General features: G+C 42.4%; 27 protein-coding genes and 2 tRNA genes. All 29 read right to left on the reverse strand.

Annotation, left to right across the window (positions count from 1 at the left end):
- Positions 1–23: 23 nt before the first annotated feature.
- Entirely contained in the window at positions 24–959 is a 936-nt protein-coding gene (locus ACTW1R_RS12300; RefSeq protein ID WP_271812961.1) for a carbohydrate ABC transporter permease, read from the reverse strand.
- Entirely contained in the window at positions 943–3,957 is a 3,015-nt protein-coding gene (locus tag ACTW1R_RS12305) for an extracellular solute-binding protein (protein WP_375826512.1), read from the reverse strand. Before ACTW1R_RS12305 ends, ACTW1R_RS12300 begins: the two co-directional genes overlap by 17 nt.
- Before the next feature lie 89 nt (positions 3,958–4,046).
- Complete coding sequence (locus ACTW1R_RS12310; protein WP_271812965.1) at positions 4,047–5,573, reverse strand: type 2 periplasmic-binding domain-containing protein; 1,527 nt, start codon at positions 5,571–5,573, stop codon at positions 4,047–4,049.
- 719 nt (positions 5,574–6,292) lie between these two features.
- Positions 6,293–6,460: a hypothetical protein gene (locus ACTW1R_RS12315; protein ID WP_005228760.1), complete on the reverse strand. Its 168-nt coding sequence runs from the start codon at positions 6,458–6,460 to the stop codon at positions 6,293–6,295.
- Positions 6,461–6,613: 153 nt separating this feature from the next.
- Positions 6,614–6,685, reverse strand: a tRNA-Gln gene (locus ACTW1R_RS12320).
- A gap of 4 nt (positions 6,686–6,689) precedes the next feature.
- A tRNA-Tyr gene (locus tag ACTW1R_RS12325) sits at positions 6,690–6,773 on the reverse strand.
- 85 nt (positions 6,774–6,858) lie between these two features.
- On the reverse strand, positions 6,859–7,092 hold the full coding sequence (locus ACTW1R_RS12330; RefSeq protein WP_005228752.1) for a DUF2969 domain-containing protein: 234 nt from the start codon (positions 7,090–7,092) through the stop codon (positions 6,859–6,861).
- Between the two features lie 126 nt (positions 7,093–7,218).
- Positions 7,219–7,866 (reverse strand): CBS and ACT domain-containing protein, encoded by a 648-nt coding sequence (locus ACTW1R_RS12335; protein ID WP_010749788.1) that lies wholly within the window; start codon positions 7,864–7,866, stop codon positions 7,219–7,221.
- A 3-nt stretch (positions 7,867–7,869) separates the two neighbouring features.
- On the reverse strand, positions 7,870–8,571 hold the full coding sequence (locus ACTW1R_RS12340; protein WP_015510178.1) for an ABC transporter ATP-binding protein: 702 nt from the start codon (positions 8,569–8,571) through the stop codon (positions 7,870–7,872).
- On the reverse strand, positions 8,571–9,347 hold the full coding sequence (locus ACTW1R_RS12345; protein WP_015510179.1) for an ABC transporter ATP-binding protein: 777 nt from the start codon (positions 9,345–9,347) through the stop codon (positions 8,571–8,573). Before ACTW1R_RS12345 ends, ACTW1R_RS12340 begins: the two co-directional genes overlap by 1 nt.
- Positions 9,328–10,305, reverse strand: a complete 978-nt coding sequence (locus ACTW1R_RS12350; RefSeq protein WP_005228744.1) for a branched-chain amino acid ABC transporter permease — start codon at positions 10,303–10,305, stop codon at positions 9,328–9,330. Before ACTW1R_RS12350 ends, ACTW1R_RS12345 begins: the two co-directional genes overlap by 20 nt.
- A gap of 9 nt (positions 10,306–10,314) precedes the next feature.
- Positions 10,315–11,193, reverse strand: coding sequence for a branched-chain amino acid ABC transporter permease (locus ACTW1R_RS12355; protein ID WP_271812968.1), 879 nt, complete (start codon positions 11,191–11,193; stop codon positions 10,315–10,317).
- 108 nt (positions 11,194–11,301) lie between these two features.
- The gene (locus ACTW1R_RS12360) at positions 11,302–12,489 is read right to left on the reverse strand and encodes an ABC transporter substrate-binding protein (RefSeq protein WP_010749790.1); all 1,188 of its coding nucleotides are present in this window, start codon (positions 12,487–12,489) and stop codon (positions 11,302–11,304) included.
- Between the two features lie 284 nt (positions 12,490–12,773).
- Complete coding sequence (locus ACTW1R_RS12365) at positions 12,774–13,655, reverse strand: ROK family protein (protein WP_489927285.1); 882 nt, start codon at positions 13,653–13,655, stop codon at positions 12,774–12,776.
- A 124-nt stretch (positions 13,656–13,779) separates the two neighbouring features.
- A complete protein-coding gene (locus ACTW1R_RS12370; protein ID WP_087627834.1) occupies positions 13,780–14,238 on the reverse strand; it encodes a GNAT family N-acetyltransferase in 459 nt (152 codons plus the stop codon).
- A gap of 39 nt (positions 14,239–14,277) precedes the next feature.
- Positions 14,278–14,553, reverse strand: coding sequence for a membrane protein insertion efficiency factor YidD (gene yidD, locus ACTW1R_RS12375; protein WP_016608771.1), 276 nt, complete (start codon positions 14,551–14,553; stop codon positions 14,278–14,280).
- A 91-nt stretch (positions 14,554–14,644) separates the two neighbouring features.
- On the reverse strand, positions 14,645–14,821 hold the full coding sequence (locus ACTW1R_RS12380; protein ID WP_005228723.1) for a DNA-directed RNA polymerase subunit beta: 177 nt from the start codon (positions 14,819–14,821) through the stop codon (positions 14,645–14,647).
- Between the two features lie 20 nt (positions 14,822–14,841).
- On the reverse strand, positions 14,842–16,134 hold the full coding sequence (gene murA, locus ACTW1R_RS12385; RefSeq protein ID WP_489927286.1) for a UDP-N-acetylglucosamine 1-carboxyvinyltransferase: 1,293 nt from the start codon (positions 16,132–16,134) through the stop codon (positions 14,842–14,844).
- Between the two features lie 90 nt (positions 16,135–16,224).
- Positions 16,225–16,458 (reverse strand): DUF1146 family protein, encoded by a 234-nt coding sequence (locus ACTW1R_RS12390; RefSeq protein ID WP_008380880.1) that lies wholly within the window; start codon positions 16,456–16,458, stop codon positions 16,225–16,227.
- A 160-nt stretch (positions 16,459–16,618) separates the two neighbouring features.
- Positions 16,619–17,041: a F0F1 ATP synthase subunit epsilon gene (locus tag ACTW1R_RS12395; protein WP_005228716.1), complete on the reverse strand. Its 423-nt coding sequence runs from the start codon at positions 17,039–17,041 to the stop codon at positions 16,619–16,621.
- Positions 17,042–17,072: 31 nt separating this feature from the next.
- A complete protein-coding gene (gene atpD / locus ACTW1R_RS12400) occupies positions 17,073–18,479 on the reverse strand; it encodes a F0F1 ATP synthase subunit beta (RefSeq protein WP_005231864.1) in 1,407 nt (468 codons plus the stop codon).
- A gap of 26 nt (positions 18,480–18,505) precedes the next feature.
- A complete protein-coding gene (locus tag ACTW1R_RS12405) occupies positions 18,506–19,408 on the reverse strand; it encodes a F0F1 ATP synthase subunit gamma (protein ID WP_005228710.1) in 903 nt (300 codons plus the stop codon).
- A 15-nt stretch (positions 19,409–19,423) separates the two neighbouring features.
- Positions 19,424–20,980, reverse strand: coding sequence for a F0F1 ATP synthase subunit alpha (atpA, locus tag ACTW1R_RS12410; protein WP_005228708.1), 1,557 nt, complete (start codon positions 20,978–20,980; stop codon positions 19,424–19,426).
- 23 nt (positions 20,981–21,003) lie between these two features.
- Positions 21,004–21,546, reverse strand: a complete 543-nt coding sequence (locus tag ACTW1R_RS12415) for a F0F1 ATP synthase subunit delta (protein ID WP_010749797.1) — start codon at positions 21,544–21,546, stop codon at positions 21,004–21,006.
- A complete protein-coding gene (gene atpF / locus ACTW1R_RS12420) occupies positions 21,533–22,057 on the reverse strand; it encodes a F0F1 ATP synthase subunit B (RefSeq protein ID WP_005228706.1) in 525 nt (174 codons plus the stop codon). The genes ACTW1R_RS12415 and atpF overlap by 14 nt, the downstream gene beginning before the upstream one ends.
- A gap of 88 nt (positions 22,058–22,145) precedes the next feature.
- Positions 22,146–22,358: an ATP synthase F0 subunit C gene (atpE, locus tag ACTW1R_RS12425; protein WP_005228705.1), complete on the reverse strand. Its 213-nt coding sequence runs from the start codon at positions 22,356–22,358 to the stop codon at positions 22,146–22,148.
- A 32-nt stretch (positions 22,359–22,390) separates the two neighbouring features.
- Positions 22,391–23,110 (reverse strand): F0F1 ATP synthase subunit A, encoded by a 720-nt coding sequence (atpB, locus tag ACTW1R_RS12430; protein ID WP_008380872.1) that lies wholly within the window; start codon positions 23,108–23,110, stop codon positions 22,391–22,393.
- A gap of 293 nt (positions 23,111–23,403) precedes the next feature.
- On the reverse strand, positions 23,404–23,862 hold the full coding sequence (gene smpB, locus ACTW1R_RS12435) for an SsrA-binding protein SmpB (RefSeq protein ID WP_008380870.1): 459 nt from the start codon (positions 23,860–23,862) through the stop codon (positions 23,404–23,406).
- A 15-nt stretch (positions 23,863–23,877) separates the two neighbouring features.
- Positions 23,878–26,238: a ribonuclease R gene (gene rnr / locus ACTW1R_RS12440; RefSeq protein WP_081116363.1), complete on the reverse strand. Its 2,361-nt coding sequence runs from the start codon at positions 26,236–26,238 to the stop codon at positions 23,878–23,880.

Raw genomic sequence — 26,238 nt, forward strand, 5'->3', positions numbered from 1 at the left:
TCACCACTCTCTAGATAATAATTTTAGTTTTCACTAAACAGCTTATAGCTGACACGATTAAATAGGACTACAATAAGTAGTAGCACAACTGTGACGGCTGACGCATAGCCTAACTCATACCGTGTAAAGCCAAAGTCTTGCGCATGATCAACGATCAACCAACCGGAATATTGCGGAGGTGGATTTCCACCACTCAAAGCCGCCGCCAATCCAGCTGTGTTAAACGTGCCAACGATGGCCATGACTGCCCCAAACAACATTTGAGGTTTTATAGAAGGAATTGTAATAAAGAAAACTTCTTGCCATCTATTTTTCACACCATCAATACTTCCTGCTTCATAAAGTGAACGATCAATGTTCAATAGACCACCTAACATGGCTAAAAAGCCGACTCCCATGCTACTCCAAATCCCGATAAAAATCATAATGACAAATAAAATCGTAGGCTGCTGCAAAAACTGAATCGGTTCTCGAACGATCCCCCATTCTAAAAGCCAATGATTCAAGTAGCCAGTCTCATCGCCACTGAATAAAACACGCCAAACCGTCCCCATCATAATAGAGCCCGTAATTGAAGGCGAGTAAATGATCACCGTATATATGGTTCGCATCCGATGCGTGACTTGCGAGATATTCCACGCGAGGAAAAAAGCCAACATATAGCCTACTGGACCGACGATCACCCCATACAAGATCGTATTCATCAGTGCATTTTGCAAGAAGATCGTATCCCCCATGATCAAATCAATATAGTTTTGAAAACCAATAAATTCTGGAAATTGAACGGTATTGAAATAGGTGAAGGATAAAATAAAAGCGACTAAAACAGGCAATAAAATCAGTAAACCGAATAATAGTGCATAAGGCGAAAGAAAGAGAAACGATGAATTCAACAGACGATCTAGCCAGCGATGCTCTTTTTTCGTTGTCTTTTGACTTGATTTAGTTATCCCCATCATGACTTGGTATCCACCTTTCAATTGTTTCTAATACGGGGACATTAAAAGGTCGGACCAAGACATCTTCTTGGATATACCCAAATTCCCTCAATTTTCTTTCCAACTCTTTATCGATAATCCCGACGGCATGATCAATGGCGATTCGTGGATTTTCCCCATCTAAAACTACTTTGTTCCAAGCATTGCTTAGCTCTCTTTCAACAATATAATCTCCAGGAACTCTGCCTGTGGTTTGAATCCATTGCCATTGGTCTAAAATCACTTGCTTTGATTCTTGCGGCCAAGCGCTTGCTTTGAACCCTTCTAGATTAGCGGGCAGATAAAGGAATTGGTGCCCTAAGGTCGCCTGCAGATCATAGGAGAACGTCGCCTGTGTTTCGCTACTGTTCCACCATTGTAAGAATGACCAGCTTTCTGCTTTTTTCTCACTATCGCTAAAAATGATCGATGCAGAACCATAGGTAGGGTCCCAGCGCTCGATTTCTCCCTCTGCATTTTCTATACCAGGAATTGGGATCATCCCCCATTGTCCAGCGATTTCAGGTGCTGCGTGTTTTAATTGCACATACAGGTTCGCATCACCGATCCCAATCGGCGTTTTCCCATCCCGAAAGCTCTGATAAAATTGTGCAGTAGTCAAGGGCATATTGTAGACCGTAAATAGACTAGTCATAAAATCAAACGCTTCATAGGCACCGCCTAAATGAATCTCCGTTTGACTCCCTGTGTCATCAAACAGTCTGCCGCCGTACTGATAAATAAAAGGTGTCGTCGTGTCGAAACCTTTATGTGAGCTATCTGATCCTAAAGGAATATAGATATTCATATCGTATCTTTGCAACAAAGGAATGATACTGATCATTTCTTCCCAAGTTTGTGGCGGCTCTTCTCCGATCATCTCCAATAGATCCTTGCGATAATATAGCAGTTTGACTGTTTGCGTTTCTGGAATCGCATAGACGCCTTCATCATAGATGTATTGCGTAAAGGAATTCGGATTGTAATCAGCAGTAAGCTGGTCAAATCCCTCCAATGCACTAAGATCCTCGATGATCCCTCGCAAACCCAGCTCAAACGGCATCCCATGACTGACACTGAGAGCAGCATCTGGTACACTTCCTGCAGCATTATTTAAAATGATTCGTTGTTCATCTGGTAACAAAGATAAGTTCACTTGGATTCCTGTTTTTGGTGTGAATTCTTCATCAACCAGTCGCTGGATGATCTCCAAGTTCAATCGTGATTGATTGACCCAGACCTCAATTGCTTCTCCCTCAGTTTCATTGACTTGCCTATATCTTGGATTGATGAAGGTATAAATAAATGCCTTAACTCCTTCGAAGGCTGTAGTAAAGATCCCAGCTCGTTCCCTTGGTAATTCCGCATTGGCATCGTGGATGAAAATGCGATCCATTGATAACGGACTAGTGATCAATGTTGGCAGAACAGATTGAATCCTTCCGTATGCGGAAGAATACCCTTGATTAAAACGGGTCAAATAATGTGGCAATGTATCAGGCTGTTCATAGAAACTCTCTACCATTGAGATAGCCACGGCTAATTCAGTTAAAATGGGCAATTTTTCGTTGCCAAATAAATCGATAAGCACTTCTTTTTGTGTTTCTAATCCCTCTAGGATCTCTGCTAATGAAGCTTTGAGTTCTGGAAAATAAGTTTCGATCCGCCAGTCTCTTTGACGATCGACCAAACCACCCGTCAAGCGCACGACTTCTGCACCAATGGCATCCATTTTTCCCAGTAATGCAAGCAATTCATGATAGGGTGCTGCTACTAACGTGCTATCAATCGTAAGAGACATCGTGTGCTGTCCCTCTTCTAAATAAAAAATATACGCGTTCCCCTCAGTATCACTTAGGGTTTCATGCGTCCACTTATTTGCGTAATCAAAAGTGTAGGTACTCATTTCCTCAAATGGAACTTCGCCATTCAACTCGATTCGTCTTCTAGCAGGCATACCGTTATTCATATTTTGTAAATACTTGAAGGTGATCTGATAAAAACCACTCTCTTCTACATCAAAAAGATACGTCACCTTGTCTCCGGGTTCTGAAAAAGAAGCACCATCTAATACATTCAATAATCGAGTTTGATAGTCATAAGGGCTCAATGCTGGGTTTCGGAGATATTGCCCACGAATACTCCTGCGACTTTTTGTCAAAGGCGCTTCCGTCTCGATCGTCAACAATTGTTGTTCATTTTGACTTGATGTTCCTTCATGCAACGCAAGATATTCTTCGTACGAGGGAATCGATTGTTGCGTATTTTTGATAATGATATCTCCTAGCAAAAGAACCCCTTCATTTACCTCAAAAGAAAAGGTATTCGCGCCTTGCTCAAGTTCAAACTTCAATGGTTCTGCAAAAAAATGATTTGGGTCTTTCAATGGTTGTTGCGCCCACTCCCCAGCTAGTTCTGATCGTACTTGAAGCTGATCGCCATAACGGTCAAATTGAATAGCGGCTTCATCATTTGTTTGCTGCCATTGTAGCGGCAACGTCAATGCATTCATCTCATTAAATTGACTGGTGTCGTTGATTCTCAATGACAATTCTGGATTTAAAAATGTTTGCTCATCTACACGATAATCCATCCACACTTCATACAAACCACTGACTGGCACATTGATGTCAAACACTATTTTGTCCCCAGCTTGAATACTGGTGACATGCCCCTCATAGTTTTTACTCTGAGAAGGAGGAATTAATTCGCCACCTGTGCGTTCTGGCGCTTGATTGGTCACTTCCTCAAGGGGAACCTCAAGACCTTCTTTCGCTCGCCTCATCGCAATCGCATAATAGTGGTCCGCTTCATAGGAGAAAGCCATTACTTCTTCAGTAGCCCTTACTTCATTCCCCTCTGCTTCTTGCTCCCCTCCACTATCGTTTTGGGAAGAAAGAGCTGCTGCGAATACAATCGCAATCGTTACTACGATCGACCAGGCGATTTTGACCGTCCTTCTATTTTTCTTCTTCGTCATAGCATCCCAACCTATCACTCATTTTTTGATGCAAGGAAACCTTGTTATGGTTCGAATGACCATAACAAGGTAGGTATTGACTATAGTGATCATCGATTGTATTGTCGTAAGTATTCTTCGATCTGTTCATTGATTCTGCGATCCCATTCGCTTGCAATGTCACTGTAGCGAACACCTTCATCTTTGATTTGGTGCATGATTTCCCAAGGATCGACATCCCCTTGAACATTAGAGAATCCAGGCATCTGTCTTGGGTAAGCCACTGGGTTTGAAAGCTGTTGTTGGAATGCTTCTTCTTTAAAGGCAGCAAAATTGTAGTTTGCTAATCCGCTCTCTTCATCGAAGCCTTTTACCAGTGGATGATTTGCTAGTACCGTTGGATTGGTCGTGATTGGCCATCCTTGAATAAAGTCCATCAAGCGATCTTCTGCTCGTAGTGGTGCATCTTCTGGAAGACCTGTATATTCATTGATCAATGCCCATCTGGACAGCAATCCTTCCTCACCATAAGTCAACCACTTCAATAGCTCAAATGCCGCCTGCGCCTTGACAGGATCATCTTCTAACTGACTAGAGATACTGAAGGTATCATAGTAACCTGGAATATAGGTTTCACCACGAGGAGCAGTAGGCATTGGGTAAATATCGATCTCCATATCCCGCGTTTCGATCAATTCAGAAACATCGCCACTTAACGCCCATAACCAGCCACTATCTAACACTTGCAAGCCATCACCAAACGCCCAACTCAAGTTGCCGACTTTTGCTACTCTTTCCTCTTCGCTCAGATCATAAAAATGCAACCCTTCGATTGCCTCGCGGGCAAATCGCTCATAATATTCACCAAAATTAGTTGCACTAGCTAAGTCCCAGCGTTCTGTTTCAATATTGAATCCTTTCCAGCCATTGGGAATATCATCAAAGTAATTTGGACCTATTTCACCAAATCCGACAACACCTGGAAAGATTGGGCTGTTTGGTGTTAGAACTGCAATTTCACTTCGAAGATTTTCGTACTCCTCATAACTCCAGTTGTAGTCTGGAATCGCAATGTTGTTTTCTCTTAGGAGCCGTGTATTGACTAACACATATTGAGAAACAGACTGCCACGCCAAGCCATAGATTTCTTCTCCGTCATGGGTACGTAAAAACTCCATTGCGTTCTCAGAGATCCATTGCGCTTCATCATCTGCTTCTAAATAAGGGGTTAAATCAAGCGTAAATTCACGATCGTAAACTTCAGCAGACATCGGCGAAAAATAAATGTCAGGTAAGTCATTGTCTTGTGCACGGGCATTCAGCATTTCCAATTGTTCAAAGTTTCCATTTTCACCATTGGCAAATTGCGCATCACGAATAACATTGACGTTCGGATACTTCTCCATAAATTTCTCGATATTTAACCACATTGGATTTTCGCTATTTTCTTCCCCATAATAGCGGCTGGCAAAAACCAGATCGATCTCTTCTTCTTGCCAGGCAGGAGTCCCTTCTTCCCCTTGTGTTGCATGATTTCCAGAACCAATGGTTTCTTGATCATCCGAGTTACTACACGCTCCCAAAATAAATACACTGGAGAACAAACAGACCGACTTTACTATTTTGCTATTTTTCATACAAAACACTCCTCAATTTTATTTTGTCTTTTATTTCTTAATGGAAATGGGACAACTTTCCTTAAGCGCTAGGCAATCTTTTTTAGTTAAACGTTTACGTACGTATTACGTAAACGTTTAACCAGAGTCTTTTCCTTCACCCTCTAATCGTAACGCTGAGAAACGATACATGTTAACGAGCCGTCGTTTTTAAATTGTTATCGGAAAATTCTCATAATTCTTTTACTCACTGTGGTACATTGTTTAAACTCTCTCTTTGATTCTTAGGTTGTTAATTTTCGCTGCAATACCAGAAAAGATACACTCTGCTATTATTCATTTTGATCTAATTATTGGGTTCCGAATATACTAAACCTATCTGTAAGCGCTTCAGTTATAAAGTAATAGTACCATATGATAACAGATACTCAATATAAAACTTATAATTTGTGCAAATAACCTCCCTATTTTATCTCGAAAATCGATAAATTATCGCCTTAAATAAGGTAATTCACATCAAAATATTTTATTTTTTGATTATTTAAATTCAATTAGAAAAAACAGCCTATAATAATATAACAAAGCATACAAAACGATCGGTGATGACAAGCTGACGAATTAGTAAACTATCGCTAACTATTTCTTCATTGTTATTTTTCAGGAAAACAAAAAAAGCACCGTGCTGTGCACAAGTGCTTCTCAAGGTGGATCCTTTAAAAAAAATGTTTCTGTGATTCGTATCAATGATTTTTTGCGCGCCATTTGATCGTGTCTTTTGTCTTACGCTGTTTAGTTACTTTGATTCCTTTTGGAGCCACACGAATCGCATAGTCTTCCTTTTTGACAACGTCATAGACATGCTCGGCAACTTCCGTTACTTTTTCTTTTAGATTCAGTTTAAATTTCATGTGTTTTCATCTCCCGAATGCTTTACTACTAGCGTATCGCAAATAAAAAAAATCTTCAACTTATAGCCCTTCCTCAAACCAAAAAAAATAATGGTTAAATAACGAAAAAAAACAGCAAAACTACTTGCTGTTTTTTTCTGCGTATTCATCTGACTGGGGTAGCTGGATTCGAACCAACGCATGACGGAGTCAAAGTCCGTTGCCTTACCGCTTGGCTATACCCCAATAATGGTGGAGGAGAGTGGATTCGAACCACTGAACCCTAAGGAACGGATTTACAGTCCGTCGCGTTTAGCCACTTCGCTACTCCTCCAAAAGGTTTTTCTCAAACCTGACAATAGTTATAATACCGAAAAAGATAACAAATTGCAAGAGCAAAAAGTAAATTTTTCTAGAAATTATTCATGTAAATTCCATTGGCGAATAATCATCTCGATCGCAGCTTCTAAACTTCTGCTTGAACCTAGATCTTCATCCCCTAAAAAGCTTTGAAATTCTTTCGGTCCAGTCGTTAAAATCTCACCGATACGTTTTTTACCAATAAATAATTCATTGACGGTATAGTCTTTGCCATGAATGGCTTTCGTTGTTTCTTCAATACGGACTTCGATATCTTTATTTTTCTTAGACATGATTGCACCTCTTTCTTTACAGCACCTTCCTATTTTAACAGAAAACCAGCAAAAGAAAAAGAAAATCTCATCTGGAACGAAAAAAAGTAGTCAATCGTTACGATCGACTACTTTTGCTGCTTTGTCTCATTTCTGGTTCGTCAAGACAGCACTGGTTACGGTATACCCCGCATCGCTTAAGATTTTCTCAATCGCTGCGACTTGGCGCGACTCTACTTGGATCTCAACAATCGTTTTTAGCGCCATCCGATTGACTACGATGGTCAAAATACTCATCTGATGATCGGCAAGCAGCTTGGTCACGTCTGCTAACACGCCTACATGGTCATCCGTGATCTCGATGGACACTCGGGTTCCACCATCATGGTAGCCAGTGATTTTCAAAAAGGCATCGAAAATATCATTGTTGGTAATGATTCCCACTAGGGTATCATCATCCATGACTGGTAAAACCCCCACGTTTTCACTACGCATGACGGAAATGGCGTCCTCTAATAGTGCATCTGGTTCAATCGTGGTCACTTTTTTCAACATGATATCAGCGACAGTCGTTTTATTTAAGAGATAGTTCATTTCATAAACGCTTAAGCTTGTCGCTTTTGAGGGAGTTGCTTCAGCGATCGTTCCTTCTGTGATCAACCCTACTAATTTACCATCGTCAACGACGGGCAGACGGTGGATATCGTGCTGCTTCATTAAATCTACTGCATCAAAGATCGGTGTCTGCGAATCGACGGTGACGACCGTCTTCGTCATAAAATCACTTACACTCATTGTTTAGCCTCCTAGATACGCTTTTCTTACTTCATCACTTGCTAGTAATTCTTCTCCAGTACCTTCTAAAACGATTTTCCCCGTTTCTAATACATAGCCGCGATCGGCAATCGATAAAGCCATTTTTGCATTTTGTTCAATCAGCAGCACAGTCGTTCCTTGCTGCTTGATTTCTTGAATGATTGAAAAAATTTCTTTGATAAAAATCGGTGCCAAGCCCATCGAGGGCTCATCCAGCAAAAGCAAGCGCGGTTTTGACATCAATGCCCGCCCCATTGCCAACATCTGCTGCTCACCGCCAGATAATGTCGACGCATCTTGCGAGAGGCGTTCTTTCAATACAGGAAACTTGCGGTAAACTTGTTCATAGTCTTCTTTGACACCACTGTCTTTACGCAAGAAGGCGCCCATCTCTAAGTTTTCTTGAACCGTCAATCCTGAAAAGACGTGCCGCCCTTCTGGCACTTGCGACAAGCCGTTTGCGACGATTTTTTGCGGTGCTTCTTTCTCAATTCGTTTTCCTTCAAAAGTGACTGAGCCATTTGAGGGGCGGATCAATCCAGAAATCGTCCGTAAAATCGTGGTTTTCCCTGCACCATTGGCACCAATCAGTGAAACGATCTCCCCTTGATTGACGTGGAAGGAAACATCATGGACCGCTTGGATCATGCCGTAGTGTACACTTAAATTTTGAATTTCCAGCATCAGATTTCCCCTCCTAGATAAGCTTCGATCACCCGCGGATTGTTTTTGATCTCTTCTGGTTCACCGTGGGCGATGACTTGGCCGTATTCCAGCACATAAATCCGTTCGCACACTTCCATGACCAAACTCATATCATGCTCAATCAAGAGGATCGTCAATTGAAAATCTTTTTGGATCTTATAGATCAGCTTTGTCAGTTCTGTTGTTTCTTGAGGATTCATCCCCGCAGCCGGCTCGTCAAGAAACAGAATTTTTGGTTCTGTAGCCAATGCGCGTACGATCTCTAACCGACGCTGCTCGCCATAAGGCAAATTTTTCGCTAACGTTTGACTTTTGCCATCCATATCAAAGATCCGTAACAGCTCTAAGGCTTTTTTCTTCATGGACGCTTCGTTTTTGTAGTACTTTGGCAAACGCAGGATGCTAGTCAGCAGGCCTTCTTTATGCTTACTGTTCATAGCGATCAAGACGTTGTCCATCACAGTCAAATTTTTAAACAAGCGAATGTTTTGGAAGGTTCTTGAAAGACCTAAATCCGCAATTTTATAGGGCTTCACGCCATTTAAACGTTTTGGCTTACCTTGGGTCTCAAAAAGCACTTCCCCTTCACTAGGTTCATACACACCTGTCAGGAGATTAAAGAGCGTTGTCTTGCCAGCACCGTTTGGTCCAATCAATCCGACCAGCTCATTGGTATCTAAATGGAGGTCTACATGAGAAACAGCAGCTAAACCGCCGAAGTTTTTCGTTAAGCTTTTAACTTCTAATAGAGGCATCGTTGTCATCCCCCTTTTTTCTAAATTTATCCAGCAGTCCTTTTACGGAGAATTCCCATGTCCCTAAAAGTCCGCTTGGTTTAAAGATCATGATGATGATCAAAGCCAATGCATAAATGATCATGCGCAAATCAGAGAAGCCTTGCAAGTACATATTTAAGATTCCTAGCACTACTGCCGAAACAACTGCTCCTGTGGTACTCCCAAGCCCTCCAAAAACGACGATGATCAATACATCGATCGATTTCATAAAACCGTAATCTCGTGGGAAAACCGACTGCTGATAGCTGGCATAAAGGGTACCAGCAATGCTTGCCATCACTGCCCCCATTACAAACGCAATTACCTTGTATTTCGTTGTGTTGACCCCCATTGATTCTGCAGCGATCTCATCTTCCCGAATCGCTAAAGTCGCCCGACCTGGTCCGCTATGGATAAAGTTTGACACGACAAGAATCGATAAAACGGCAAAGAGAAAGACGATCTGCCAATTACTGAATTGGGGCAATCCGAAAATTCCTGCAGGACCATTGGTCAAGCCTCGTAGGTTCACCAACAAGATCCGAATGATCTCTGCCACACCTAGGGTAGCGATCGCTAGATAGTCGCCTTTTAAACGGAGGGTCGGAATCCCAACCACTAATGCGACTGCACCAGAAACCAGCATCCCCACCAGTAAACCAGTTAAAAAGCCGCCAAAGGTTGGATTGCTTGCCGACAGGATCGCGCCAGCATAAGCACCGATTGCCATAAATCCAGCATGTCCTAAGGAGAATTGCCCTGAAAAGCCGATGATCAGATTCAAACTGACTGCCAAGATGATATTGATTCCGATATTGACGATGATGGCATCAGAGAACAAATTGATCATTCCGCCATTGTAGGCTGCAAATAATCCAAAATAAAGAATAGCTGCCAGAGCGAGCCAGATTAAGTTGTAACGTAAATTCTTTTTCATTTCTGCCACCTACACTTTCTCTTTGATATTTTTGCCGAGGATCCCAGCTGGACGAACCAACAATATAATTATTAAAATGACATACACTAAAGCATCCTTATAATCAGAAAAACCAAGCGCTGTCGCTGCTGTTTCCACCAAACCGATCACAAAGCCACCTAAGGCTGCTCCAGGAATGATCCCGATCCCGCCAAGAACCGCTGCAACAAAAGATTTCAGACCAGGAACGACGCCCATTGCTGGATCAATGGAATTATAATACAAACCGATCAGCATCCCGCCAGCTGCAGCCAAAGCCGAGCCTAAGGCAAAGGTAAAGGAAATCGTTCGATTGACATTGATCCCCATCAAACGCGCTGCATCTGCATCAACACTTACTGCCCGCATCGCTTTTCCCATACGGGTCTTTTTCACGATCAATTGCAAGAGAATCATTAAGGTAACCGAAACAGCCAAGATCAATAACTGGACATTACTTACTTGAACAAACCCGATGGAATAAGTTTGTCGTTCAATCGCTTGCGGAAAGGGGCGCACATTGGCTGAAAAGAAAAAGATCATGACATTTTGCAAAAAATAAGAAACCCCGATTGCCGTGATCAGTGCCGAAATTCGCGTGGAATTGCGTAAGGGACGATACGCTAAAAATTCGATCGTTACCCCAAGAGCTGCACTGGCGATCATTGAAATGAACAACGCGGGGAAAAACCCTAATTGCCATTGATTGATCAAAAAGTAACCGATAAAACTACCGATCATGTAAACTTCTCCGTGGGCGAAGTTGATCAACTTGATGATGCCATACACCATCGTATAACCCAACGCTAACAAGGCATAGATACTGCCTAGAAACAAGCCGTTGATCAATTGTTGGATCATCATTTCCATATACTCACTTCCAATATCATTTATTATGGTCATTCTTTTAGAGAAAAGAAACTGAGACAAACACATCAGGTCTGTCCCAGTTTTCACTGCCAAACAACTGCGGGTGTTTTAAGGTTCCACAGTGTCTGCTGAGGTTTCTTTCCCGTCAGTCAATCCTAAAACAACTGCTGATTTTTCAGGGTTATGATTTTCATCCATCGTGATTTCACCGGTCACACCGACAAAGTCTTTCAGTTCAGACAAACCAGCTGCGATCGCCAATGAATCTGCTGAGTTTTGATCTTCGATCGCTTGTTTGATCATATAAACGGCATCATAGGCTAATGCATTAAAAGCAGAAGGCTCTTTGCCATATTTTTCATTGAAAGCTGCCACAAACGGCTCAACTTTGTCGTTTGCTGGTGCTTTGGTAGAGAAGTGACCTGTATAGTAAACATTGCTGACATTTTCTGCACCAGCTGTTTGAACCATTTTTTCATCACCGAATCCATCCGCACCAATGATTGCTTGATCAATTCCTAATTCTCGCGCTTGCTTGATGATCAAACCAGCTTCTGTGTAGTAGCCTGGAATGAACAAGACATCGAAGTCGACATCTTTGATTCTTGTAAGAACTGCTTGGAAATCTTTGTCGCCTTCGGTAAAGTTATCCTCTAAGACGATTTCGCCTGGGTAGCTTTCTTTAAATGCTTCCGTCAAACCAATTGCGTAGTCACTTGAGTTATCACCCAAGATTACGGCTTTTGAAGCATCCAAATTTTCTGCTGCATATTTTGCCAAGATTGTTCCTTGGAAGCTATCTTGGAAACAAGAACGGAATGCAAATTCTTGGACTTTTCCACTGGTGTAAGTAATCGCATCATCGGTACCTGAAGGAGTGACCATCGGTACTTGGGCTCTCGTCACATTCGGTAAAGCCGCTTTTGTGGCACCTGAAGTTGCTGGTCCAATAATGGCAACGACTTTATCGTTGGTTGCTAAGTTGGCTGCTACTGTCGCAGCTTCATTGTTATCTGATTTGTTATCTTTCGAAATGATTTCAATTTGTTTTCCAAGAACGCCGCCGGCAGCATTGATTTCTTCGACTGCCAAGTCGATCCCCTCTTTTTCAGCCGTCCCATAAGCAGCAACTGCTCCAGACAACTCTAAGTTGGCACCAATCTTAATGGTATCTCCCTCTTGTTTATTGCCGCCTTCAGCAGCACCACTGCTATCCGTTGGTCCACCTGTTGGTCCTGCACTACAAGCTGTCAATAAAAACAAACTCGCAAACAAAAATGCAAATTTCTTTTTCATAATTTTCCTCTCCTTTACTTCCCCTGAATATGTTATCCAATATACTGAAAAATCTAGGAAATGTCAACGAATTATCAGAATATTTCACCTATTCAGAATTTATTTTTTTTGCCGATAAAAAATGGTGCTTTTAAAACATTGATCCAGCAATAATGGAATCGCTTTTCTAATTTTTGGATAAAAAGAAAAGCAAGCAAAGGTTTTTCCCCTTTGCTTGCTGCCGATACGCTTTGATTTGATACTTTTTTCTTCAAACGGACGTTTGAAAACATTACATCCTCATGTTAGCGGCTATTTCGTGGATACAATGCTTGAAAATTTGCCGCCGCCCCAACTAAATTGGCATCATTGCGATAGTCACATAGCTTGATCAGTGGGACGAAATCATTTAATGCTTGATCCGCCAACATTTTTTTCAAGCGCTGGTCAACTTCTTCTAACAAGCCTTTTTTGGCACTGACACCACCGCCGATAATGATCACTTCAGGATCAAAAGCAAACTGAATACTGAACAATCCTTGTGCTAAATAGTTGTAAAATTTATTGACTTCCTCGATCGCAATGGCATCGCCATCTTCTGCACGTTGAAAGACCTCTTCACCGGTAATCGTCGTTCGATCCACTCCGATCCGATCACAATACCGCCAGGCCATCTGAACCGCTGTCCCTAGTTGCGAAAATGTTTTGCCTTGATCTAGGATCATCAACCCAAATTCGCCACCGTATAAATGTGCCCCACGGACTAGCTCACCATTTTGAAACAAGGTACCGCCAACGCCTGTTCCGATCACAACGAAGGCTGCTTGCTGATACTCTTTGCCCGCTCCTTGATAAAACTCAGCCATCCCAGCGCAATTGGCATCATTTTCGATGGTTACGGGTACTTCAAACGCTGCTTCGAGTTCTGAGTAAATATCAAACCCATGGATATAAGGGATCGCACTAATGCCGTCGATCCGCCGTTCTTGGGCATTGACCGCACCTGGCGCACTGATTCCAACGCCTTCAATCTCTTCATCTACGCTTGCCCTCACTTGCTGCAGCTGTGCTTTCATTTCCTCCCAAGTATTTGGAGTAGTGAACTTCCCTTTACTCACCAAAGAATCTTGTGACCAGACGCCATATTTTACTGCTGAACCACCCATATCAAAGACTAAAATCGCCATTTTTTTCCCTCAATCCTTTATTATTCTGATACTGTCTATTTTACCGCAAGTCGGCGCTTGAAGAAAGCGATTTCCGAGGACAAGAAAAAAACAGTCTCATTCACTTAGACTGTCTCTTCATCCATTAGAGTTGCTTTTCTAAAATCACTTGATCGAACAGCTGCTGCCCATTCTCAAAAATCGGTTCGACATAGTGGGTGGTGAAATAATTCTTCACCCGCTCTTTTTCAACATAGCCTTGCTTTTGGTACAAAGTCAAGGCTGCAGAGGACAGACTACCAGTTTTGATCACTACGATCGGCCGTTTTGCCCCGAGGTGCTGACTAAGGATCGCTTCTTCGGCAGCTTGCAGCAATTGACGACCGATGCCCATTCCTTGCTTTTCTGGAGAAACGGCCACATTCATGATCTCCCAGTTCTTGCCTTGATTTTGATAAACTAGCACACCAATCATTTCTCCAGCTTCTTCATAAACAAGTGTTTGGCTATTATATAGATAGCTTTCTACGACTGCTTTATCAGGATCTGCATCCAGCAGCAACGCCCAAGGATACGCTTCATTAGGGGCGATTGGACGAATCATGGCTTTTTGGCTCCTTTTTTATATTTCTGTTGATTCCTTTTAACTTTTCCGATAACGGTACGTTGGTTTGACTTTGTCTTTCGTATTTCGTTTTAAAGTAAACGTCTGGGGTACGTAATCTATTCCGCCTTTTACAAAGGGATGGCAGCGTAAGATACGAGCTACCCCCATCAAGCCTCCTTTGGCTGCTCCATGGACTTGGATGGCTTGGATCATGTATCCTGAGCAAGTCGGATAATAACGACAGCTAGGAGGAAATAATGGGGAAATAAAACGTTGATAGAAACGAACAAAGCCGATCAAAAGTTTACTCATTTCTTGCCAGCCTTTCTTTTTAGCGTACGATTCAGTAAAGATAGATAGAAAAAACTAGGACTCAGCACGTGGCGTAAGTCCTAGTTATGGTTTATTTCATAAACTCAAAGATATGATTCCAAAGACTTGGAGAGAATACTTTAAAAGGACTGCCGTCACCGATCACTCCATAACCAATCATCGTTCCTGCTAGGAACAATAAAATAGCTAATAAAATGACGATTAAAATTTTTATCAAGCTAGTTAAAATATAACGGTTCAACTTCACTTTTTTCTCTCCTACTCCTATTAGGCGTTAACTGGTACGACTTCTTCTACTGCGTCAGAAACTCGTTCAACAGATGCCCCTAATTGTTGCAATTTTTCGTGGAATTTGTAGTAGCCGCGATCCAAATATTTTAGATTGCGAACACGCGTCCGTCCCGTTGAACGCAAACCTAATAAAATCAACGCTGCTGCGGCACGTAAATCTGTCGCATAGACCAGCGCACCTTGTAATTCATGACCGCCTTCGATCACTGCAACGTTGCCGTCAATTTTTACATGGGCATTCATGCGACGCATTTCTTCTAAATGTTGGAAACGATTCTCAAATACCGTTTCATTCACAACACTCGTTCCTTGCGCTAATAATTGAATAGCAGACATTTGCGCTTGCATGTCCGTAGGAAAACCTGGATGTGGCATCGTTTTTACATCAGTCGCTTTCAAGCGTTCTGGTCCGACCACACGAATCCCTTCAGCGACTTCAGTCACTTCTGCACCCATTTCGATCAATTTTGAAATCAATGGACGATTGTGCTCTGAGATCGCATCTTTAATAATAACGTCTCCTTGAGTCATCGCTGCTGCAACCATAAAGGTTCCTGCTTCGATACGGTCTTGCACGATCGAATGATCTACTGCATGCAGGTGTTCGACACCTTCAATACGCATCGTTTCGGTTCCTGCACCAAAGACCTTGGCACCCATTTTATTCAAAATGTTTGCTAAATCAACGATTTCTGGCTCACGAGCGACGTTTTCGATGATGGTGATGCCTTTAGCTTTTACGGCAGCCATCATGATATTTTGCGTTGCGCCGACACTTGGGAAATCCAAGTAAATGCTATTGCCTTTTAACTCATCGGCGATCGCTTCTATGTATCCATCTTTTTGGATGATTTGCGCGCCTAGTGCTTGAAATCCCTTCAAATGTAAATCAATTGGTCGTTTGCCGATTGCACAGCCGCCAGGCATTGCCACTTTGGCATGTCCATTACGGGCTAACAAAGGCCCCATGACTACGATTGAAGCGCGCATTTGGCTCACATACTCATACGGTGCTTCGATTGCTAATTCTTGTGACGCATCGATCGTCATTGTGTTGTTTTCTTCTTCAAAATCGATTGCGACATTTAAATGCCGAATCATTTCTTTCATTGTTAATACATCGGAAAGGATCGGTACATTTGTTAATGTCGTTGTTCCTTCTTCCGCTAATAAGCTTGCCGCTAAGATAGGTAGAACAGCATTTTTTGCCCCTTCGATCTTCACTGTTCCAGTTAATCGATTACCACCTTGAACGATCATCTCTTCCATTTATGTTCCCTCCAAATAATGCAGTGACTCACACAAATCTTGCCAATTATAGCATAATATTCGGTGTTTTTGCATATATTAATGAAATTCTTAAAAACCTGTTAAAAATAAATTACGACATAGCGCAATCAACTCAAGGAAAAAAGTACTGGCGGTGTAGCCTAATGCAATCGCAAGAAACACCATGACCATTCGTATCTGAGTCGTTCGTAAGGCTTTAAAAAAAGCATCGATCCGCACAGATTGCAATGCCCAAAATGCTAAATAGATGAACGCTAAATGACTCACGATTCGAATGATTGCATCAATTCCATACACTTGCATACTTCCTGCTCCTTTTTTCATAATTGAACATTCCTATCATACCACAAAGATGTCAAGATAAAAAATAATCTTTCTTGAAACCTTCATGAAAAGACTTTAAAAAGTTTTTAAAACGTTTTCTTGAAGAAACAAAAAAACAAAGGCAAGATGCCCTTGTTTTTTAGGAATGTTTTGACACGTTGATTCGATTGATGGCGCGGTGCAAAGCAACCGTTGCGCGCCGAAGCTGGTCGATATCCTCGACTTGTTTGGCTTCTTCGATTTGGCGTTCTGCACGCTGTTTTGCTCTTTCTGCACGTGAAACGTCGATGTCACGATCACGTTCCGCACTATCGGCTACGATCGAGACAACATTGTCTCGCACTTCTAATATACCGCCGTTGACAGCGACCCAGTCGACATGGGTATCTGAATCAATCCGTTTGACCCGGACTTCATCAATCGTCAATGGAACGATGATTGGGGCATGGTGCGGCAAAATACCGATCTCACCATCTGTCGTACGTGCAACCACGATTTTCGCGTGATGATCGTAAACCAAACCAGCAGGTGTCACCACATTGACTGTTAAAAATTGATCCATGAGGTTCCCCTCTTTCTTCAAGGCTGGTTAATTAATAGCCAATTTTTTTCGCTTTTTCAATGACATCTTCAATTCGTCCAACACTGCGGAAGGCTTCTTCTGGAAGATCATCATATTTTCCTTCAAGAATCTCTGCAAATCCTTTGATGGTTTCTTCAACTGGCACATAAGAACCAGGTTGTCCCGTAAACTGTTCCGCTACGTGGAAGTTTTGAGACAAGAAGAATTGAATGCGGCGTGCGCGGGCAACTAAGGTTTTTTCATCATCAGACAGTTCATCCATCCCTAAGATGGCGATGATGTCTTGTAATTCCCGATAACGTTGCAACGCATGCTGTACTTCAGTCGCTACTTCATAATGTTTTTCACCAACGATTTCAGGTGCTAACGCACTAGAAGAAGACGCCAGTGGATCAACGGCAGGATAGATCCCTTGTTCGGTCAATTTACGTTCCAAGTTGGTTGTTGCATCCAAATGGGCAAAAGCAGTCGCAGGTGCTGGGTCTGTATAGTCATCGGCAGGGACATAGATGGCTTGAATAGACGTAACGGAACCTTTTTTCGTCGATGTAATCCGTTCTTGTAATTGCCCCATCTCAGTTGCTAATGTTGGCTGATACCCAACGGCCGACGGCATCCGACCTAGTAAGGCAGATACTTCAGAACCTGCTTGAGTGAAGCGGAAGATATTATCGATAAACAAGAGCACGTCTTGTCCTTCCACATCACGGAAGTACTCGGCTAATGTCAAACCAGTCAAAGCTACCCGCATCCGGGCACCTGGTGGTTCATTCATTTGTCCAAACACCATGGCTGTTTTTTCGATAACGCCAGATTCTTTCATTTCATTATAAAGGTCATTTCCTTCACGTGTCCGTTCACCAACACCTGTGAAGACAGAGATCCCACCATGCTCTTGGGCGATGTTGTGGATCAATTCTTGGATCAAGACGGTTTTACCAACACCGGCACCACCGAAAAGTCCAACTTTCCCCCCTTTTAAATAAGGAGCTAACAAATCAATGACTTTGATCCCAGTTTCAAGGATCTCCGTACTTGTTGACAATTCATCAAAGTCAGGTGCTTTTTTGTGAATCCCACTGCGGGGTGCCTCTTCAGGAAATGGTGCTTCTAAATCGATGGTATCGCCTAGGACATTAAATACCCGTCCTAATGTTTCTGTCCCAACTGGAACAGAGATGGAGGCGCCTGTATCGATTACTTCCATTCCTCGTTGTAAGCCATCTGTTGATTCCATGGCAATCGTACGGATAACGCCGTCGCCAAGTTCTAGGGCAGCTTCTAACACAACTTTTGTTTTCTGCTCATCTTTTTTGTAAACAATCAACGCATTGTTGATATCTGGTAATGATTGGTCTAGAGAGAATTCCACGTCAACAACGGGACCAATGACTTGAACAATCTTGCCTGAACTCATTCGTATTCCTCCATTCGTTCTTGAAACTATTCTAACGCGGATGCCCCCGCCACAATTTCAGTAATTTCTTGGGTGATCGCTCCTTGGCGCGCTCGGTTGTATGAGATCGTCAAGTCCCCAATAATATTTTTGGCATTATCTGTTGCTGTTTTCATCGCTGTCATTCCGGCAGCATGCTCGGCTGTTTTTGCGTCAACAATCGCACCATAAATCAAGCTTTCAGCGTATTGAGGCAGTAATTGATTCAAAATCGCTTCTCTGGAAGGTTCAAACAAGTATTCTTGTTCATAACTTTCGGCTTCTTCAGGATCTAAATCGGATATCGGCAACATTTTCTCCACACGAAATTGGCTAGTCAATGAATTGATGTGATGGTTATAACACACATATAATTCATCGAAGACCTCGTTTTGGTACATCGTGGTTGCCAATGTTACGATTTTACGTACCTCATCAAAGCTTGGTTGATCCGAAAGGTTTCTTAACTCGTACGCCAAATTGATGCCCCGTGCTTTGAAAAAGTCAGCGCCAGTTGCACCAATGGCAATCATGACATACTCTTCTTCTTTTGCATGGTCTTCATCCAGCATGGTCATCATTTGTTTTAAGATGGAACTATTATAGCCGCCCACTAGACCGCCATCAGAAGTGATGACGATATAGCCTGTGCGTTTGACCGGGCGACTAACCAACATACTGTTATAGTTCACACCATCTTTAGGACCAGAACCTGCAAGATCGGAAAGCTGCTGCGCAGTCAAATGCGTAACGATTTCACGTACTTTGTTGGCATACACTTGAAACTGTTTCGAATGAGCTTCAGATTTTGTTAATTTTGCAGCTGAAACCATTTGCATGGCCTTTGTGATTTGGCTGGTTTTCTTTGTTGAGGCAATTCGTTGCTTGATTTCATTTAATGAAGCAGCCATTTTCTCTCACCTCTTTTATGCGTTTTGCATTGTCGATATTTTATCTTGCGGTGTCACCCGAGAACTGTTGGATGCCATGAAAATATCTTTGAATGCTTTAATGGTGTCATCTAACAAGCTTTCTTCTGGCAAGTCTTTCGTTGTCCGAATGGTTTCAAAAATCGTTGCTGCGTTTGCTTCGATATACTCAAATAATTCTGCTTCAAAGTCCAATAGTTTATTGACAGGTACACTATCAATGAATCCATGCGTCAACGCATAAAGAATCACGACTTGTTTTTCGACTGCCAATGGTTCATGTAGTTTTTGCTTTAAGATTTCAACGGTACGACGACCGCGGTTTAATTTGGCTTGTGTCGCAGCATCTAGATCAGACCCAAATTGTGTGAAGGCTTCTAGCTCGCGGTAACTTGCCAAGTCCAAACGCAAGGTTCCAGCAACTTTCTTCATCGCTTTGATCTGTGCAGAACCACCAACCCGTGAAACGGACAATCCAGCCGCTACGGCAGGACGCACACCTGAATAGAACAGGTCATTTTCTAAGAAAATTTGTCCATCTGTGATAGAAATCACGTTGGTTGGGATATAGGCTGAGATATCCCCCGCTTGCGTTTCAACGAATGGCAGTGCCGTCATTGATCCGCCACCTAGTTCATCACTTAATTTCGCTGCACGTTCCAATAAACGAGAGTGCAAGTAGAAGACATCCCCTGGGTATGCTTCACGACCTGGCGGACGGCGTAGAAGTAGAGAAAGTTCACGGTAAGCGACTGCTTGTTTTGATAAGTCATCAAAGACGATCAAAACATGTTTGCCGTTATACATGAATTCTTCTCCCATTGCTGCCCCGGCATAAGGTGCGATGTAAAGCAATGGTGCTGGTTGTGAAGCACCTGCTGAAACAACGATCGTGTAATCAAGTGCACCGTAACGGCGTAATGTTTCTACTTGTGCACGAACCGTTGAGTCTTTTTGGCCAATAGCGACATAGATACAAATCATGTCTTGCCCTTTTTGGTTGATGATCGCATCGATCGCAATCGTTGTTTTCCCGGTTTTCCGGTCACCGATGACTAATTCCCGTTGGCCACGTCCGATTGGCACTAAAGCATCAATAGCTTTCAACCCTGTTTGCATTGGTTCCGATACGGATTTCCGTTGCATTACACCTGGTGCGGCTGCTTCAACTGGGCGTGATTTGTCTGTTTCGATCGGACCTAAGCCATCGATCGGTTGCCCTAATGGATTCACTACCCGGCCAATTAATGCATCGCCGACAGGAACTTCCATGATTTTACCGGTTCGTTTTACTTTGTCTCCTTCACGAATGGTTTCAAAATCACCTAGGATGATGATCCCGACGTCGTTTGATTCTAAGTTTTGTGCCATCCCATAAGAACCGTTTGAAAACTCAAGCAGTTCTCCACTCATGGCATTTTCTAAACCGTGGGCGCGGGCGATCCCGTCCCCAACATATGTGACAGTACCGATTTCTTCTACAGAAAGTTCGTTCTGATAATTTTTAATTTGCTCTTTGATCAAGGCACTAATTTCTTCTGCTTTGATGGCCATCCGATTCACCTCTTATCTCTTGTTTATCTGCCGATTTTTTGTCGCAGATAATCCAGTTGGCTCTTAATACTACCGTCGATCACTTGATGATTTGCTTCAACGATGACTCCGCCTAAAATCGTTGGATCGACCGTTTCTTTCAATTGTGCCTGCTTGTACCCAAGCTTATCGGCGATTTGCTTTTCGATTTTGCTTTTTTGTTCTGCTGACAAAGCAACAGCCGTTGTGATCGTTCCGAGAACAAGACCTTGATATTCATCGTAACGACGTTCGTATTCATCAATGATCAGCAATAGATCATCCATGCGATCATATTCATAAACGATCTCTAAGAAATTTCTGACCAAGCCTTCAAAGCCCTTCAGCAATTGATCGACTAATTGTCTTTTTTCATGGAGATCCAAGCGGTTATCCGTCACGATCTGACCAAATGTTGGAATCTCCTGATAAATCTGACGCAAGGTCATTAATTCTTGGTAAACTTCTGTCAAGCGCTGTTCTTCCATCGCCAATTCGAACAAGGCTTTTCCATAGCGTTTTCCCACTGTGAATTTATCGAGTTTCATTAACTGAACCCAATCCTTCGATATATTGATTGATTAGGGATTCATGATTTTCGGGAGTCAATTCGCGTCCTAAGATTTTTTCTGCGATTTGAAGCGAAAGTTCTGCAACATCATCTTTCACTTCTTTTAACGCAGTTTCTTTTTCAAGGGTGATATCTGAGTTTGCTTTTTCTTTCAAACGAGCCACTTCTTCTTTGGTCTCGCTCAAAATATTTTGTCGACTCAATTCCCCGCTATCTTTGGCGCTCTTGATGATCTCCGCAGCTTCAGAATGAGAACGTGCCAATTTTTCTTGGCGTTCTTTTTCTAATTTTGCTGCATTCAAGCGTGATTGTTCCGCTGAATCCAAATCATTGGCGATTTTATCTTCCCGTTTTTGCATCATGCTGCTGATGGCATCCCATGCAAAATGTTTCAATAAGAATAGCAAAAGAAGAATTGATCCGCTGACAACGATAATATTGCCAAGCATTGGATTTTGAACTTCCGCTATAACCAACTGATTTAGCATAACGATTCTTCCTTTCTGAAAGTCATTGTTTCATTAGAAAAAAGCAAAAACGAGTGCAATTGTTCGTTTCTGCCTTTTCGTGCTTGTCTTATCGGAAGACTAATAGCAGCGCGATAACTACCCCTAGAATCGGTACAGCTTCGACTAACGCGACCCCGATAAACATTGTTGAACGTAGTTGACCTGACATTTCAGGTTGGCGTGCCATTGATTCGATCGTTTTTGCGATTACTTGTCCGTTACCATACCCTGCACCAATTGCTGCTCCGATAATTGCTAATCCTGCTCCAATAAAGTTCATTCTTTTTTCCTCCTAATTGTATGTCGATTCGATTAATGTTCTGCCACGATTTTGTGGCTCATAAATACCATGGTCAATGTAACAAATACATAAGCTTGGATCGCTCCAATAAAGAGTGAGAAGCCAATCCAGATCATTTCTAGCGGCATCACGATCGGTAATGACCACCAACCAAGACTAATAAACATGTTGGCAATCAATCCTAATAACACTTCCCCCGCGAATATATTTCCATATAAACGCAAGCCTAACGTGATGACATTCGTAAATTCTTCGATGATTTTTAGCGGTAATAAGAACCCCACCGGTTTCAAGTACGAATTGATCAAGTAATTTTTGAAGCCCAACGACTTGATCCCAAAGAAATGTGTCAAGGAAATAACCATAAGTGCGAGTGTCAGTGTAACAAACGGGTCTGCTGTCGGACTTTTCCATAAGGTAATGTCATCTGTCGTCACGATTTTTGTGACTAACCCGATCTCATTTGCCACAAACACAAAAAGAAACATTGTTACACCGAGCAAATGAAAGTTGTTCACTTGAGATCCTGGTAGATTGTCCGCTACGATACCGCGAACAAAGTCAATGACCCATTCAATGAAGTTCTGCTTCCCTTTCGGTTTCATTTGCAGATTACGTGTACAAATAAAGACCACCAAAAAAACAATAATACAAGAAATGATTGTCATCATAGCTACAGTTCCATCAAACCATATAGGACCGATATGAAACATAAGCGATTTATCTTCCAATCTTTCTCACCTCTTTTCCTGTCATCTCCAGAAAAAAATCTGGTGTTACAATGCGTTTCCTCTCATAACAATCGGTATCATACCACCACGAATGGAAAATTTCAAAGCATTTTCAAGAAAATTAGACAAAAAACTCACAATGCCAAAAATCCTAAATTAAATGAAAAATCCCCGTGTCGCTATGTGGAAGAAAAAGCCTGTTATATCAACAGCTTTCCCTTAAATGCTACCAAATTTAGCGCGATTTTCAAAGCAATAACCTCTATCGGATTCTAAAAGAAGTTCTTAGAAAATTAGAAATTTCTAAGAACTCGGTCAATTTGTCTTTCTTGATCTTTGCGTTTCAAGGATTCCCGCTTGTCATATTCGCGTTTTCCTTTCGCTAAACCAATCAAAACTTTGGCATAACCATCCTTGATATACACCTTTAACGGAACGATCGTCATGCCTGTATTTTTTGTTTCGCCAATCAGACGAGCAATCTGCTTTTTATGCAGTAACAGTTTTCTTGTCCGTAGTGGATCATGATTAAAAATGTTTCCTTGCTCGTATGGGCTGATATGCACATTGACTAAGAATGCCTCACCATTGCGAATGCGTACAAAGCCGTCTTTCAAATTGATCCGACTGTTACGGATCGCTTTGATCTCTGTTCCCTGTAAGACGATCCCCGCTTCGATCGTATCGAGGATCGTGTAATCATGGCGGGCCTTTTTGTTTTGGGCGATTAATTTCCCTTCTCCTTTAGGCACGGGCCATCCCTCCAATTATTTTTTCTTGATTCCTTTGTAAAAAGGTTTTTTCTTTTTCACTTTGCCAGCTTTCTTTGACTTGCCTTTACCGGTTTGTTCAAAGCGTTTCCCTTGTTTTTTCTCAAGGTTGTGTTGTTTTTTCCCGCGACGGTTCGCTTCATTTTTTTGATGGTTGTTTCGTTTGTTGGCTTTTGGTGCTTGCAGTTTTTCGACTTCTTCTGCTGCTACCAATTCGAAATCGATCTCTCTTGTTTCAGGATCAGCTTTCACGACTTTGATACGAACTTTTTGACCAATTTTAAAGGTCAAGCCTGTCCGTTCACCTACAAGTGCCAGATGGTTTTCCAAATAATGGAAGTAATCTTGCTTAAGATTATTGATATGGATCAGCCCTTCAATCGTGTTAGGCAATTCAATAAACAAGCCAAACTTAACGACGGAACTGATGATACCGTCAAACTCTTCTCCTACTTTATCGGCCATATACTCAGCTTTTTTAAGCGCATCGACTTCTCTTTCTGCATCGACTGCTCGTCGTTCCATTTGGGAGCTGTGCATTGCGATGTCAGGCAAGATTTCAGCCCATTTGTTTTGGTTGGCTTCAGAGACATCTTCACTGTAAGAACGAATCAAGCGATGCACGATCAAGTCGGGGTACCGACGGATCGGTGACGTGAAGTGGGTATAATCTTCCGCTGCCAAACCATAGTGGCCGACGTTTTCTTCTGAATACTTCGCTTGCTGCATACTTCTGAGCAGCATCGTATTGACAACCATTGCCTCTGGCTTATCTGCGACATCTTCAACCACTTTTTGCAGTTGTTTTGGTGAAATCGAGCCGTTGGTTTGTTTGACTACAATCCCTAAAGCAGAAGCAAAATCAAAGAAGCGACGCATTTTCTCTTCTTTTGGTTCCTCATGGATCCGATAAATAAATGGTAAATGCTTCCGATTGAAATGACGCGCCACGGTTTCATTGGCTGCCAACATGAAGGACTCGATCAATCGTTCGCCGACGCCACGTTCTCGCAGAACGATTTCTTGCGGGTGCCCTTCTCCATCGACCAAGACTTTCGCTTCGCGGTCTTCAAAAGAAACCGCCCCACGCTTGATCCGCATCGTTTCTAACACGTGGTGCAAGGCGGCCATATCATGGAACATCGGTACTAGTTTCGCATATTCTTTGCTGGTTTCTGGATCATTGTCTTCAATAATTTGATTGACTGCCTGATAAGTCATGCGGGCACTTGTTTGAATAATACTTTGGAAAATATTGTAATCCGTGACGATCCCCTCTTGGTTGATCCACATTTCACAGCTCATGGCCAACCTTGGGACATTCGGATTCAACGAACAGATCCCGTTTGATAAACGTTGTGGGATCATCGGAATCACTCGATCCGTTAGATAGACACTCGTTCCCCGCTCAAAAGCTTCTTTGTCCAACGCACTGTTTTCTGTCACATAATAAGAAACATCTGCGATATGCACGCCCAAATAGAAGCTGCCGTCAGGCAATGCTTTTACCGTCACCGCATCATCCAAATCTTTGGCATCCGCTCCATCGATCGTTACGATCTGTTGATCTCGCAAATCCCGTCGTTCTGGAAAGTCAGCAGGATCGATCGTATCGGGTACAGCATCTGCCGCTGCCAAGGTTTCTTCCTCAAATTTTGTGGGAATCCCATTCGCCACGACGATCGATAAAATATCCATTCCAGGATCGTTTTTATGCCCCACAACTTTTGTGATCAACCCCTCTAAGCTTTTCGAATAGCCTTTTTCTGGATAATGGCTGATCTCAACGATCACGATGCTGCCGTCTACTGGACGAATTCCTTGGGCGCCGATAAACACCTTTAAATCGCTTAGTTTTTTATCTTTAGGTTGAACAACGCCATATAGATCCGATTCTTCGATCTCTTTTTCGTCAAATAATGTAAACTCGCCGACCAACTGACTGATGGCGCGTTGCTTGATTTCTACGACCTTTCCCTCTGCGCCGCGATCTGAAAAAGGATCGGCAACATGCACGATGTCTACAGCAACGGTGTCGCCGTCCATGGCATAGCCTGTTGCTTCTTTAGGGATATAAATATCGTCTTCTTCTTCATCCAACGTGACAAAGCCGAAGCCCCGCTCGTTGGCACGGAAGGTTCCTTCCACAAACACTCGTTTCATTGGTAATTTCACTTTGCCTTTTTTGTTAAAAATCACACTGCCTTCTCGTTCCATCGCCGCTACTGTCTGGACAAGATTCTTAAAGTCTGTACTTTTTTGAAGTCCTAGACCTTCAGCAATTTCTTCCATTGAAAAACTTTTTTTACGGCTTTCTTCGAGAAACTGAATAATTTTTGTTTTAATCGTTTCTGTCAT

It is taken from the genome of Enterococcus sp. R12 (genome assembly GCF_058135755.1).